The sequence below is a fragment of the Caenimonas aquaedulcis genome (assembly GCF_015831345.1).
Classification (GTDB): Bacteria; Pseudomonadota; Gammaproteobacteria; order Burkholderiales; family Burkholderiaceae_C; genus Ramlibacter; species Ramlibacter aquaedulcis.
The window spans coordinates 1,430,260-1,443,069 of the sequence record NZ_JADWYS010000001.1 but is presented as its reverse complement, the minus strand read 5'-3'; the positions used below and the strand labels follow the sequence as shown (position 1 = coordinate 1,443,069).

The 12,810-nt window shown below is 67.8% G+C and carries 16 protein-coding genes; 3 read left to right on the top strand and 13 right to left on the bottom strand.

Features of this window, described 5'->3' with window-relative positions; all coding sequences use genetic code 11:
- Positions 1 to 10 precede the first annotated feature (10 nt).
- From I5803_RS06870 to I5803_RS06850, 5 genes are all read right to left on the bottom strand, one after another.
- A complete protein-coding gene (locus tag I5803_RS06870) occupies positions 11 to 1,036 on the bottom strand; it encodes an alpha/beta hydrolase family protein (RefSeq protein WP_196985632.1) in 1,026 nt (341 codons plus the stop codon).
- Positions 1,037 to 1,041: 5 nt separating this feature from the next.
- Entirely contained in the window at positions 1,042 to 1,338 is a 297-nt protein-coding gene (locus tag I5803_RS06865) for a 2TM domain-containing protein (protein ID WP_196985631.1), read from the bottom strand.
- Positions 1,339 to 1,371: 33 nt separating this feature from the next.
- Entirely contained in the window at positions 1,372 to 1,920 is a 549-nt protein-coding gene (locus tag I5803_RS06860; RefSeq protein WP_196985630.1) for a DUF6622 family protein, read from the bottom strand.
- A gap of 39 nt (positions 1,921 to 1,959) precedes the next feature.
- Positions 1,960 to 2,379 (bottom strand): DUF2306 domain-containing protein, encoded by a 420-nt coding sequence (locus I5803_RS06855; RefSeq protein ID WP_196985629.1) that lies wholly within the window; start codon positions 2,377 to 2,379, stop codon positions 1,960 to 1,962.
- A gap of 152 nt (positions 2,380 to 2,531) precedes the next feature.
- Positions 2,532 to 2,798: a hypothetical protein gene (locus I5803_RS06850; RefSeq protein ID WP_196985628.1), complete on the bottom strand. Its 267-nt coding sequence runs from the start codon at positions 2,796 to 2,798 to the stop codon at positions 2,532 to 2,534.
- Positions 2,799 to 3,057: 259 nt separating this feature from the next.
- Here I5803_RS06850 and I5803_RS06845 point away from each other — a divergent pair, with 259 nt between their 5' ends.
- Both I5803_RS06845 and I5803_RS06840 read left to right on the top strand, forming a co-directional pair.
- Entirely contained in the window at positions 3,058 to 3,261 is a 204-nt protein-coding gene (locus I5803_RS06845; protein ID WP_196985627.1) for a KGG domain-containing protein, read from the top strand.
- A gap of 70 nt (positions 3,262 to 3,331) precedes the next feature.
- Positions 3,332 to 4,156 carry an undecaprenyl-diphosphate phosphatase gene (locus I5803_RS06840; protein ID WP_196985626.1) on the top strand — a complete coding sequence of 275 codons (825 nt, stop codon included), beginning with the start codon at positions 3,332 to 3,334 and terminating at the stop codon, positions 4,154 to 4,156.
- Here I5803_RS06840 and I5803_RS06835 read toward each other — a convergent pair.
- From I5803_RS06835 to I5803_RS06800, 8 genes are all read right to left on the bottom strand, one after another.
- Positions 4,107 to 4,883, bottom strand: coding sequence for an esterase/lipase family protein (locus I5803_RS06835; protein WP_196985625.1), 777 nt, complete (start codon positions 4,881 to 4,883; stop codon positions 4,107 to 4,109). The two genes, I5803_RS06840 and I5803_RS06835, sit on opposite strands and share 50 nt — an antisense overlap.
- 122 nt (positions 4,884 to 5,005) lie before the next feature.
- Positions 5,006 to 5,815 carry an alpha/beta hydrolase gene (locus tag I5803_RS06830; RefSeq protein ID WP_196985624.1) on the bottom strand — a complete coding sequence of 270 codons (810 nt, stop codon included), beginning with the start codon at positions 5,813 to 5,815 and terminating at the stop codon, positions 5,006 to 5,008.
- Positions 5,812 to 6,642, bottom strand: a complete 831-nt coding sequence (locus I5803_RS06825; RefSeq protein ID WP_196985623.1) for a proteasome-type protease — start codon at positions 6,640 to 6,642, stop codon at positions 5,812 to 5,814. Before I5803_RS06825 ends, I5803_RS06830 begins: the two co-directional genes overlap by 4 nt.
- Positions 6,639 to 9,203, bottom strand: a complete 2,565-nt coding sequence (gene mutS / locus I5803_RS06820) for a DNA mismatch repair protein MutS (protein ID WP_196988488.1) — start codon at positions 9,201 to 9,203, stop codon at positions 6,639 to 6,641. The genes I5803_RS06825 and mutS overlap by 4 nt, the downstream gene beginning before the upstream one ends.
- Before the next feature lie 102 nt (positions 9,204 to 9,305).
- A complete protein-coding gene (locus I5803_RS06815) occupies positions 9,306 to 9,797 on the bottom strand; it encodes a helix-turn-helix domain-containing protein (protein ID WP_196985622.1) in 492 nt (163 codons plus the stop codon).
- A gap of 18 nt (positions 9,798 to 9,815) precedes the next feature.
- Positions 9,816 to 10,265, bottom strand: a complete 450-nt coding sequence (locus I5803_RS06810) for a type II toxin-antitoxin system RelE/ParE family toxin (RefSeq protein ID WP_231402361.1) — start codon at positions 10,263 to 10,265, stop codon at positions 9,816 to 9,818.
- Positions 10,266 to 10,289: 24 nt separating this feature from the next.
- Positions 10,290 to 11,351 carry a mechanosensitive ion channel family protein gene (locus I5803_RS06805; protein ID WP_196985621.1) on the bottom strand — a complete coding sequence of 354 codons (1,062 nt, stop codon included), beginning with the start codon at positions 11,349 to 11,351 and terminating at the stop codon, positions 10,290 to 10,292.
- Complete coding sequence (locus I5803_RS06800; RefSeq protein WP_196985620.1) at positions 11,348 to 12,277, bottom strand: inositol monophosphatase family protein; 930 nt, start codon at positions 12,275 to 12,277, stop codon at positions 11,348 to 11,350. Before I5803_RS06800 ends, I5803_RS06805 begins: the two co-directional genes overlap by 4 nt.
- 154 nt (positions 12,278 to 12,431) lie before the next feature.
- Between I5803_RS06800 and I5803_RS06795 the strand changes: the two genes are divergently transcribed.
- Entirely contained in the window at positions 12,432 to 12,719 is a 288-nt protein-coding gene (locus tag I5803_RS06795) for a hypothetical protein (RefSeq protein ID WP_196985619.1), read from the top strand.
- Positions 12,720 to 12,810 lie beyond the last annotated feature (91 nt).

The following is a 12,810-nucleotide window of genomic DNA, read 5'->3' as shown; positions in this document are numbered from 1 at the left end:
TCGAACGATTCTAGGGGACAAGGTGGCGGCTGAAGAAGGCTGCGATCTTCCTGTCGACGGCGGGCATTGCGCTGCGGTCGAAGCCGGGCGGGTCGCCGAGCAGGTCCTGCGCGATCTCGCCCATCACGTCGATCGGGGGCGGGGGCGACAGCAGCGCGCCGTGGCCGCCGTCGGGCAGGTCGGCGATCACCGTGCAGGTTTTGCACACCGCGAGGATGCGGTCGCTGTGGAAGCGCGGATTGAGCCACTTGTCCTTGCGCGCGGTGACGAAGCCGAGCGGGACGGCGGGGCTCGCGAGCGAAGCCGGGTCGAAGTCGGCGGCCGCGGGCACGCCCGCCACGATGGCGCGGATGCGGGGGTCGCGGTGGACGTACCAGGTCGCGTCGTCGTAGCGCTCGCGGATCACGCCCGTCGCGACCGCTTTCTTCACGCCGTCGAGCGCGTCGCCGCGCAGCCGCGCGCTCAGGCCGACGCAGGTCGGGAAGTCTTCGGCGATGTTCGTGACGCAGTGATCGCGATAGGCCGCAGGAGACCAGCGGCCACCCGCCAGGCTGAGCGCCGTGTGCCCGCCCGCGGACATGCCGTACATGCCGACCTTGTCCAGCGACAGCAAAGGCGCGAAACGCGGGTCCCTGGAGACCGCATCGATGGCGCGCGACACTTCGGCGGGGCGCAGCCTCCAGCTGTCCGGTCCGGGGTGCGAGGGGTCGGTGGCGTTGTCGCCCCGGTGCTGGGGCATCGCCACGGTGAAGCCCGCTTCGACGAGCGTGCGCGCGAGGTCCGAGTGCACCCACGGGTTGCCGCCGGAGCCGTGCGAGATCATCACCAGCCGGCCGTTGCCGCGCACCGGCGGCGCGTCCTGCAAGGCCTTGATCGTGAAGGGGCCGCGCTTCAAGGCGGCATCCGTACCGTCGGCCGGATAGAACACGGTGACGGGCCCATCGCCGTTGGCGGCCGGCAACTGCGTGAGGCCCACGCCGGCTTGCGCGCACGCGGCGGCCAGTGCCAGCACGCAGGTGAAGAAGTACTTGCCCATCGCGTTCACCACGGGTCGCGCTGCAGTTGCAGGCGGTTGCGTTCGTGCTGCAGCAGCTTGGCGTGCAAGCCGCCGCCTCCCGTGATGAGGAACACCACGGCACCGTGGATCGCCAGGCCGAGACCCCAGCCCCAGGCGGGATACAGCACCCACCCCTTGCCGCTCGAGGCCGCGAGCATGACGAGCATCAGGTTCACGGCGGCGAACACGAAGGCGTGGATGAAAAAGCCCAACTTCGCGCCGGCGCGGCGGCGCGCCATGCGCTCGAGGTCGGGGGCTTGGGTGTCGATCAGGGTCTTCATGGCGATCTCCAGGGTTGGAAGGGTTCAGGCGTTTCAGGCAGCGGCCGTCATCGGCGAGGCGCGATGCGCCAGCTTCCACAGGCGGGCGGCGCGTCCGGCGAAGAGGCCGTTGAACACGCCGTACAGCGTGGCGACAGGCAGGGCGAAGGAGGCATCGCGCACGAGCTGCGGCTGCATCGCGAGCTCCACGCCCACCCAATACTTGGTGAGGAAGATCCCGGCGATCAGCAGCAAGGGGACGACGCTGCCCGGCAACGCATAGCTGCGTGTCGCGGCGTCGTAGCGCGCGCCGGAATCGCCGAGCGACACCACTGCACCGACGATGGCCGCGGTGACGATCCAGGCGGCGAGCACGCCGGTGAAATGCGGCGAATTGCCGAAGGCCGAGACCATGCCCCAGGCCGAGAAAACCGTCATCGCGACCGGCATGATGGACACGCGGGCCAGGCTTTGCGTGCGGTCACGCAGTTGCGTGACGCCGAGCACCATCAGGCCGGAGAACAAGCCCCAGACCCAGGTGGGCGTTTGCTTGACGATCTGGACGATGGCTTCGGGATGGTTGGCGAGCAGTTGGTAGAGCATGGGGTTCTCCGGGAGGTTGGGAAAGAGGGTTGGATGGGATCAGGCGATGCCCATCCACTGGCCGAGTACGAGGTGGCCGAGGAAGCGGTTGGGCAGCAGGGTGAAGGAGCCCGCGATCACGCATGCGCCGACGTACAGGCGCTGCATGAGGCGGCGGTGCGCGCCGATGTTGCCCTTGGCGAGCTGGTAGAAGCTCGCGAACAGCATGCCGAAGACGACGGGCACGAACAGGTGGATGGGGGAAAAGCCGGCGATGCTGGGCAGCTCGGAGCCGGCGGGGATGAAGATCGCGGAAGTTGCCGCGATGACCATCAGCGTGACCCACGCATAGCCGAAGGCGCGGTGCAGCTTCGGATGCTGGGAGCGGCCGCGGCGCGCCCACAACGCGATGGGGCCGGTCACCACCGCGCCGAGCGCGGCGGCGACGTGGATCGCGATGACGGGGGTGAGTGCGGCCATGTCCTTCTCCTGTGTGGCGGGTCTGTCGATGGGCGGACTTTGCCGCCCGCCGCAGGGCAGGGCCACAGGGATGGGACGAAACGACGCGAAAACGCCGCGAAATGTCGCGGCGCCGGAGTGAAATGCGGGGCGGAATGGGCGGGTGGACGGCGCTAGATCGCGCGGACCCGGTACAGGTTGCCGAGCCAGCTGCGCTTCCTGTCGGGCAATTCGACGCCCAGCAGGCGGCGGGCCTGCGCCAGGAGTGCGGGGTCCGCCGGCTTGCCTTCGGTGATCGCCTGTTCGGCGGCCACCAGGGCCTTGGCGATCAGGGGCCGCACGTTGGCCGGCAGCAGCAGGTCGCCATTGGGTTGTTCCATGCCGCGCGGCACGTCGCCGGGCACGGACTCGAGGCTGAAGATGGTCGATGTGCTTGTCATGGAAGGCTCCCGCTGTAGGCCTTCACTGTGGTCCTCCCGCCGATGGCCCCATGTCGGAGCGCGCCGCGTCGCGATGACGGGCGCTGCATGAGGACGCTGTCAGCGCCATGGGTGCGGCGGCCTGTGCGCATGTAGGAGCTTGCCTACGCGTTTGACTGAACGGCGGCGGCACGGCCGGGCTCGGGAATTTTCTATCGTTGTGCTGACCGGCCGAAGCCGTCGGCCGTTCACCTTTTTTCCTCAACCTACGGAGCTCACCATGGAAGACACGAACCAGTCCCCCCAGAACACCCGTCCACGTGCACCGCGCGGCTTCGCTGCCATGGACCCCAGCCGCCAGCGCGAGATCGCGAGCCTCGGCGGCCGCGCCGCGCACCAGAGCGGGCATGCGCATGAGTTCAGCTCCGCCGAGGCGCGCGCCGCCGGCATCAAGCGTCACCAGAAGAGCAACAAGCCGGCCTGACGCCGCCGGTCAGCCGCCGGGCCCGCCCCGGCGGCGATAATCGCGCACTTCAAAAGCAGAAGGATTGCGCATGGATCTCGTGTTGTTGGCCAAGGCCGCGGTGATGGGTGTGGTCGAAGGCCTCACGGAGTTCCTCCCGATCTCCAGCACCGGTCACCTGATCCTCGCGGGCGCGCTGCTCGGCTTCGACGACGACAAGGCCAAGGTCTTCGACATCGCGATCCAGACCGGCGCCATCCTCGCGGTCATCATCGTCTACTGGCAGAAGATCCGCGACACGCTGGTCGCCCTCCCCACGCAAAAGCGCGCTCAGCAGTTCGCGCTCAACGTGCTCATCGCCTTCGTGCCGGCCGTCGTGCTGGGCCTGCTCTTCGGCAAGGCGATCAAGGAACACCTCTTCACCCCGGCCGTGGTGGCCAGCACCTTCATCATCGGCGGGTTCATCATCCTGTGGGCCGAGCGGCGCTCGCCCGCGACGGTGCGCGTGCAGGAAGTGGACGAGATGACCTGGAAGGACGCGCTCAAGGTCGGGCTCGTGCAGTGCCTCGCGATGATCCCCGGCACGAGCCGCAGCGGCGCGACCATCATCGGCGGCATGCTGCTCGGGCTCTCGCGCAAGGCGGCGACGGATTTCTCGTTCTACCTCGCGATCCCGACGCTGATCGGCGCGGGCGCGTACAGCCTCTACAAGGAGCGCGCGCTGCTCTCGATGGCGGACCTGCCGATGTTCCTCGTCGGCCTGTTCTTCTCGTTCGTCAGTGCGTGGTTCTGCGTGCGCTGGCTGCTGCGCTACATCTCCACGCACAGCTTCACGCCGTTCGCGTGGTACCGCATCGCCTTCGGGATCATCGTGCTCGCGACCGCGTGGAGCGGGCTGGTGCACTGGGCCGCCTGATCGGCTTCCAGCCGCCTTCGGGCTGCGCGAGGCGGTCCGCGACGATGCGCAGCACCTCGCCATGCGTGCCCATGCCGAGGTGGCTGGCATGCACCTCGACGCTCTCGGAGCGCGCGGTGTTCTTCTCGATGCAGCCGCGCCACGACACGATGCCGTCCGACTTGCTGTAGACCGAGGTGGTGGGTACCGGCGGGGTCTGGCGCAGCCGCGCTTCTAGTTGCGGGGTGAGCTGCGAGGTGTCGCGGTTGAGCAGCTTGTAGACCGTGCCAGCGTGCGTGCCGCCACCGAGCGAGGCGAAGGGCGTGCCGAGGGTGACCACCTGGCGCACGCACTCGGGGCAGCGCCGGGACAGCTCACGCGCATAGACGCCGCCGAGGCTCCAACCCACGAGGCTGACGGTGCGCCCGGTTTGCGCGTGCAGCGCACGCACGCGCTGCTCGAGCCCCGCGAGCCAGTCGTCGATGTGGCCTTCGGGGCCGGTGTTCAAGCCGCCGCCCCAGTCGTGGGCCTCGAATCCGGAATCGGCCAGGAAGCGGCGCAGGTGCTGCGTGCTGAGCGCGCCTCCGCCAAGACCGGGATAGACGATGACCGGGTGGCCGTCACCGATGGGCACGGCGCGGGACCCCACCTTGGCGGAGACGAAGTCGAAGAGCGCGCGCAGGGGTTCCGTCGCCAGCAGGGAGAGCGAAGGGGCGGAAAAGGAAGTGAGAGTCTGGGCTTGGGGCATGACTCCAATGTGGCGCCGCCGGGCCCTGGGACCTGTGGGTACGCGCGGAGGCCCCCTGTAGGACAGCCGCGCCAGTGCTGCACTGCAGCAGTGCATTCGCCCCGCTTTCGCGAGCTTTCGATCTAGTGAGGAAAGTCGAATCCGCGCAGCGCGGCTTCGATGGCGGCCGCCGTAGCGATCGGCTTTTCCATCGGGAAGAGGTGGCTGCCGTCCAGCATCATGATCCGGCCACCCGTGACCTTCTGCGTCATCGCGATGCCCACCTGCTTCATCTCCTGCGACGCGAGGCCGCCGATGAACGCCGCGTTGCATTGCAGCGGGTAGCGGCGTAGCAGGCTGTCGAGGTTGTGTGGGAGCGTGTTGTAGATCGAGGTCTCGATCTCGCGGTCGAAGGACAGCATGCGTTCGCCGTCGTCGTCGTGCATGCAGTGGTCGACATAGTCGCGCAGCACTTGCTCGTCCCACGCGGCGAAGGCCTTCTTGCGCTGGAAGTGCTCGAGCGCGGCCTCGCGCGAGGGCCAGCGGTTCTTGCGCTTGCGGCTCACCGCGCCGGGGGAGAGGGACCCCACGAGCGGCGTCTGCTTCATCGCGCGCAGCGCCCGGGCTTTCCAGCCGCCGATCAGCGGCGAATCGAGCAGCAACACGCCGCGTGCGAGTTCAGGGTGGCGCGCGGCGCACATCAGGCTCAGGAAGCCGCCCAGCGAATGGCCGACCAGGAAGGCGGGCTCGCCGTGCTTCTGCACTTCGCGCTCGGCGAAGTCGTGCAACTGTTGCACGAGGTGGCGCCAGTTATCGGTGACGGGGTAGGCCCCGTCGTGGCCGAACTTGTCGACCGCCTTCACCGTGAAGCCGCGCGAACGCAGGCTCTTGAACAGGACGCCGTACGCGGCCGCGGGAAAGCTGTTGCCGTGCGAAAAAACGACGAGGCTCAAATCAGGCGCTCTTCCGGCCGCGTGATCTTCTTCAGCGGCTTGGACCTGCCGCCTTCCGTCTTGAGCGGCGTGTCCGTCTGCGCGTCGTCCCAGACCGGGTCGTCGAGGCTGTCGAAGACTTCGCGCAGCTTCTGGCCCCAGCTGCTGTGCAGCATCCGGTAGTACGGGTTCTGCATGTCGATGGAGATGATCTTGTCGGTCTCGAAGCGGTTGGCCTCGTACACGACGAGGTCCAGCGGCGGGCCGACCGACAGGTTGGACTTCATCGTGGAATCCATGGAGACGAGCGCGCACTTGGCGGCTTCGTCCAGCCGGGTGTCGGGCGTGATCACGCGGTCGAGCACGGGCTTGCCGTACTTGTACTCGCCGATCTGGAAGTAGGGCGTCTCGGGCGTCGCCTCGATGAAGTTGCCGGCGGAATACACCTGGAACAGGCGCATGCCTTCGCCGCGGATCTGCCCGCCGAAGATGAGCGAGACGTTGAACTCCACGCCCGTGTACTTGAGCGCTTCCGCGTCGCGGTCGTACACGTGGCGCACCGCGTTCCCGAGCACGCGCGCGGCGTCGAACATGCTCTTGGCGTTCCAGATGGTGAGCGATTCCTTGTCTTCCGGGTCTTCCTTGAGCTGCTCGACCTGCAGGATCTCGCGCACCGATTGCGAAATGCTGAGGTTGCCCGCGGAGAGCAGCACCATGAAGCGGTCGCCGGGGCGCTCGTAAACGATCATCTTGCGGAAGGTGCTGATGTTGTCCACGCCCGCGTTGGTGCGGGAGTCCGACAGGAACACGAGGCCCGCGTCCAGTTTGATGCCGACGCAATAGGTCATGATTTTTCTCCAAGCTTCTTCAGGGCGTACAGGGCGTCGAGTGCTTCGCGGGGACTCAGCGAATCGGGATGGATCGCCGACAGGGCGGCCTCCACCGCGCTGTGCATGGGCGTGTCGGCTGCCGGTGGGGGCGCGAACAAGTCTACCTGTTCGCGGCTTAAGGTCTGCTGACTCTCGAGCGCAGCGAGCGCATGCCGCGCGTGGTTGACCACGGCAGCGGGCATGCCCGCGAGCTTCGCGACCTGGATGCCGTAGCTGCGGCTCGCGGGGCCGGCCTGGATCTCGTGCAGGAAGACGATGTCGGTCCCCGATTCGGTCGCGCTCACGTGCACGTTCATGGCGGCGTGATGCTTCGCCGGAAACTCCGTGAGCTCGAAATAGTGCGTGGCGAAGAGCGTGTACGCCTGCGTCCTGTCGTGCAGGTGCGCGGCGATGCCGGACGCGAGCGCGAGGCCGTCGAAGGTCGAGGTGCCGCGGCCGATCTCGTCCATGAGCACCAGCGATTGCGGCGTCGCGGCGTGCAGGATCTGCGCGGCTTCCGTCATCTCGAGCATGAAGGTCGACTGCGCATTCGCGAGGTCGTCGGCCGCGCCGATGCGCGTGTGGATCGCATCCATGGGCCCGAGCCGTGCGGCTTGCGCGGGCACGTACGAACCCATCGCCGCGAGCAGGCAGATGAGCGCGACCTGCCGCATGTACGTCGACTTGCCGCCCATGTTCGGGCCGGTGATGACCTGCATGCGCTGCTTCGGGCCGAGGCGCGTGTCGTTGGCGATGAAGCTGCCCGCCGAGGTCTCCGCCAGGCGCGACTCCACCACCGGATGGCGGCCCTGCACGATCTCGATGCCGGGCTCCTTCGAGAATTGCGGGCGGGACCAGTTGAGCGTGAGCGAGCGTTCGGCCAGCGCGCACAGCGCATCGAGCGACGCCACCGCGCGTGCGAGCCGCGTGACGGCCGGCACGAAAGCTTGCAGCTGGTCGAGGAGTTGCTCGTACAGGAATTTTTCGCGCGCGAGCGCGCGGTCCTGCGCGGACAGCGCCTTGTCCTCGAAGGCCTTGAGCTCGGGCGTGATGAAGCGCTCCGCGTTCTTGAGCGTCTGGCGCCGGCGGAAGTCCCCGGGCACCTTGTCGAGCTGCCCCTGCGAGATCTCGATGTAGAAGCCATGCACCTTGTTGAACTGCACGCGCAGGTTCGCGATGCCGGTGCGCGCGCGCTCGCGGGTTTCGAGCTCCAGCAGGAAGCCGTCGCAGTTGTCCTGGATGGCGCGCAGCTCGTCGAGCTCGGCGTCCAGGCCCGTGGCGATCACGCCGCCGTCGCGAACGAGCGCGGCCGGTTCGTCCATGATCGTTCGCGCGAGCAGCGCGGCGCAGCCTTCGGGCGGCGTCATCGAGGCGGCGAGTTCCGCGAGCAATCCCTGCTGTCCGGCCAGCCGCCGCGACAACTGCGCCGCCTTGTCCAGCGAATGACGCAAGCCGACGAGCTCGCGCGGCCGCACCTGCCGCAGCGCGATGCGCGCGGTGATGCGCTCGATGTCCGAACATCCTTTCAGCTCGGCACGCAGGAGGTCGGCCCCACCTTCGCGGAGCGCCGCGATCGCCTCGTGCCGCGCCACCGCATGGCTCCTGTCCCTGCGCGGCTCCAGCATCCAGCACTTCAGCATGCGGCTTCCCATGCCCGTCATGCAGGTGTCGAGCAGCGAGAAGAGCGTCGGCGAATCCTCCCCGCGCAGCGTCTGCACGAGCTCGAGGTTGCGCCGCGTCGTCACCGGCAGGTCGATCAGTTCGTCGTCGCGCTGCACCTGCAGGCTCTGCACGTGCGTGAGCGCGCGACCTTGCGTGTGCTCGGCGTACGCGAGCAACGCGCTCGCCGCCGCATGCGCGAGGACCAGGTCATCGGCGCCCCAGGCCGTGAGCGTCGCGCCGTTCAATTGCTCCAGCAGCTTGCGCAGTCCCAGCCCGGAATCGAACTGGAACTCCGGCCGCTGCGTGAGCGACATCGACATGCCCGCGCGGATCGCCTTGAGGCGCTGTTCGAACTGCGGCGTGACGTCGGCGCTGAACAGCAGCTCGCTCGGTGCGATGCGCGCCACCCAGGACTCGAGTTCGTCGCCGGCGCATTCGGCCAGTTGCAGCGCGCCCTGCGTCACGCTCAGCCAGGCCAGGCCCAGCTTGTGCCGCGAGCCCTGGTGCACGGCCAGCAGCACCGCCTCGGATTTGTCGTTCAGCAGTTCGGTGTCCGTGAGCGTGCCCGGCGTGACGACGCGCACGACCTTGCGCTCCACCGGCCCCTTCGACGTGGCGACGTCGCCGACCTGCTCGCAGATCGCGACCGATTCGCCCTGCTTGATCAGGCGCGCGAGGTAGTTCTCCACCGAGTGGAAGGGCACGCCCGCCATCACGACCGGTTCGCCCGCGGAATTGCCGCGCCGCGTGAGCGTGATGTCCAGCAGGCGCGCGGCCTTCTCGGCGTCGCTGTAGAACATCTCGTAGAAATCGCCCATGCGGTAGAACACGAGCGTGTGCGGGTGCTCCGCCTTGATGGCCAGGTACTGGGCCATCATGGGCGTGTGTGCGGCTATGGCCGTGTCCTTGTCCGTCAACAAGATGGCTCCATTTTCTTATTGTCCCTTCTGGAATCGTCGCTGGCCGCTACGGGCTGCTTTCTATCGAGATGCCTTCTTCCTGGAGCGCGCACCATCTCGCAGTTGGCCCGGGGCCGATGCGGCCGCCGGAGCTCGCTCCAGTTTGGCGCTGCGTCGCGCAGGTAACGCCTGCTTGCGCGCGATGGCCTTGCCCTGCCTGGTCGCGACGGCCGGAACGGAGACGTCCTGCCAGGGCTGGAACTTCGGGAGCGGCACCCTGTCGCCATCGGGCTTGCGGAACGCCAGCTCCAGTTCGTATCCCAATGCCACGGCCACATTGGCGACAGTGGAGATGAAAACCTCGGTCCTCTTTTCCATTTGCGACACGGCGTTCTGGTTGATTCCCATCAAGTCGCCGAGCTCCGTCTGCGTCAGGCCGGCCACCCTGCGGATCGCGGCAAGCGAATCAGCGCCGCGGAGCATCTCCTCGGCCATCTTCTCGGCGCCGGCGTGGATTCGCGCGCGGCGCGCCTGCGGCAGGCTGTCGATGATGTCGTCGATGTTGCGTCCCATGTCGTTCCCCTTGTTCGGTCACTTCCGCTTGCTGGACTTCGCCTGGACCTTCGCTCCGCCTTTGCGCGCGGCTCCAGCGCGCTCCCTTCCATCCCTGATTCGCTTTAGGTGACTGTCGTACCGCTTATCCGCCTTCGCGATCAAGCTCCTGTAGAACCCGTCGGGCGATACGCCCTGTTTGTCCGCGGCGCACAGGATGATGGCTTGCTGGTTCGGATCGAAGGCGAAAGCCGCCCTCCAGATCTGCGAGCCGTCATCCGATTTGTATCTCAGCTCCTTCATGTTCTGGTGCTTCGAAGCCTTCAGCGTGTCCACGTGCGGCCGGCCGACCTGGGGGCCTGCGATGCCGAGTGCCTTGGCGGCGGTCAGCAGCCAATCTTTCTCGTCATCCGTGAACTTCTCGAACTCGGGCTCGAACGCATCATCAAGGCTCACCTTCCATGGGGGCCTCGTCTTCGGCGAACTCAATTATCACTCCAAAATGATATCACGTCAGGATGCTAGAGGCCCCGCAACGTACGGATCCTGCGTCCGCAGCTTCGGCAGCATCTGCGGATATTCCCGCGCCATGAACGCGAGCAAGCCTTCGCGCACCTTGCACCCCAGGTCGAACGCCGTGCCTGCCGCGCCGGACGACACCAGCAGGCGGATCTTCATCGCGCGTTCCGTCGCGTCGACTGCGACCAGCTGCGCCGTGCGGCCGTCCCACTCCGGGGCCTCCTTGACGATGCGTTCCAGCTCCGCGCGCAATGGCGCGAGCGGCGTCGCGAAATCGACGAAGAGGTAGACGGGCTGGTGGATCTGCGCATTGGTGCGCGTCCAGTTCTGGAACGGGTGCTCGATGAACCACTGCAGCGGGACGATCAGCCGCCGCTCGTCCCAGATCTTCAGCACGACATAGGTGCCGGTGATCTCCTCCACGCGGCCCCATTCGCCTTCGACGATCAGCACGTCGTCCAGCCGGATCGGCTGCGCGAGCGCGAGCTGCAGGCCCGCGATCAGGTTGCTGAACACCGGCCGCGCGGCGATGCCGCCGACGATGCCGATCACCCCGGCCGACGCCAGCAGGCTCGCGCCGACCTGCCGCGCGCCCGGAAACGTCATGAGGCCGATCGCCGCGCCGGCGATCAGGATCACCACCATCGCGGTGCGCGAGAGCACCTTCGCCTGCGTCTGGATTCGGCGCGCGTGGAGGTTGTCCGCGATGTCGACGGGATGTCGCGCGATCACGCCCGACGAGATGCCTCCGACGAAGGCGATGGCCAGCCAGGTGAGCGCGGCGATCAAGGCCAGCCCGTTGGCGTGGCGGACGGTGCCGATGTAGGCCAGCGTGTCGGGCGCGGCCTGCCAGACCACCTGCAGCGCCACCAGCGGAATCACGGCGCCCGCCGGGTGCTCGCAGGCGCGGACCATGCTGGAGAGCAGCACCGACATGCGGCTGGCCCGCCGCAGCACGGCACCGCCGGCGCGATGCACGGCGAGACCGAAGACCACCGCCAGCAGCGCCGCCCCCGCGGCCGCGAGCCACGGGCTGTGCGCGAGCACCTCGCTCATCGCTGGGCGTGGCCTTCGTCTTCCTCGCCGGGGGCGTTGTCCAGCGCGGCGCTCGGGGTCATGTCGGGCGCGACGAGCGTGGCCTGCTGGCGCACTTCGGCCTTTTCGCCGGCGGTCGCGAACTTGCTGTACTTGCCGATGATGCCCACGAGCTGGCTGTAGATCTTGGGACTGCCCGCGACGCACTCCTTGTGTTCGAGGAAGTCCGACTCGCCCGTGAAATTGCCGACCAGGCCGCCGGCTTCCTGCACGAGCAGCGAGCCCGCGGCGACGTCCCAGGGGGAGAGGCCGGTTTCGAAGAAGCCGTCGGTGAAGCCCGCGGCGACATAGGCGAGGTCGAGCGCGGCTGCGCCCGGGCGGCGCAGGCCGGCGGTGCGCTGCATCACGTCGGCCATCATGCGCAGGTAGTTGTTGAAGTTGTCGCCGGGGCGGAAGGGAAAGCCGGTGGAGATGAGGCACTGGCGCAGGTCGATGCGCTTGGAGACGCGCAGGCGCCTGTCGTTCATGTAGGCGCCGCGGCCGCGCGTGGCGGTGAAGAGGTCGTTGCGGCTCGGGTCGTAGATCACGGCCTGTTCCATCTTGCCGCGCACCTGGAGCGCAATGCTCACGCAGTAGACCGGGAAGCCGTGGATGAAGTTGGTGGTGCCGTCCAGCGGGTCGATGATCCAGATGTGGTCCGAGCCCTGGTTGCCGTGCTGCTTGCCCGATTCCTCGGCCCAGATCGCGTGCTTGGGGTAGGCGCCGAGCAGCGTCTCGATGATGACGGCTTCGCTCGCGTGATCGACCTCGGTCACGAAGTCGTTGACCTGCTTTTGCGAGATGCGCACGGCTTCGACGTCGAGCGCGGCGCGGTTGATGATGGCGCCGGCGGCGCGGGCGGCCTTGACGGCCACGTTGAGCATGGGGTGCAGGTTGGGAGACGGCATGGATTGTGGGGAAGATCGGCGGGCCGGGCCTCCCGGCGATGCGGAAGGGGGACAGTGGCGCCGATTTTACCCGGCGGGCCATCTCATCCACGGCACGCCGCTTCCCGCCGGCCTGGCGATACTGTATATTTGAACAGTTATTCAGGAGTACGAAGTGAAGGGCTACTACACCGTCAAGCTGGTCGGCGGCGATCTGGCAGGCCGCCTGCGGATCGAGCTCGAGACGCGCTACGCCAGGGCGCTGGAGGGCTTGCTCGGCGGCCCCGAACAGGTGAAGGACGTATGCCTGGCCGCCGCGGCGCACGCGCGGTCGAACGCGCCCGCGGATCCCCGGCTGCGCGCGGCCTGCCTCAGCGCCGAGGCCGTGGCCTGGCATGGGCGAGCGCGGTGCGAAGGCGCGCGCTTCGAGCTGAATGCGTGGGAAGCCGTGGACCTCGCGTGAGGGACGGGGCGGCGCGCTGCCGGAATTCGCCCACACGCGATACCTCGATCAGCCTGCAACCGAGTCCACGCCGCCGCGCCACCCTGAATGC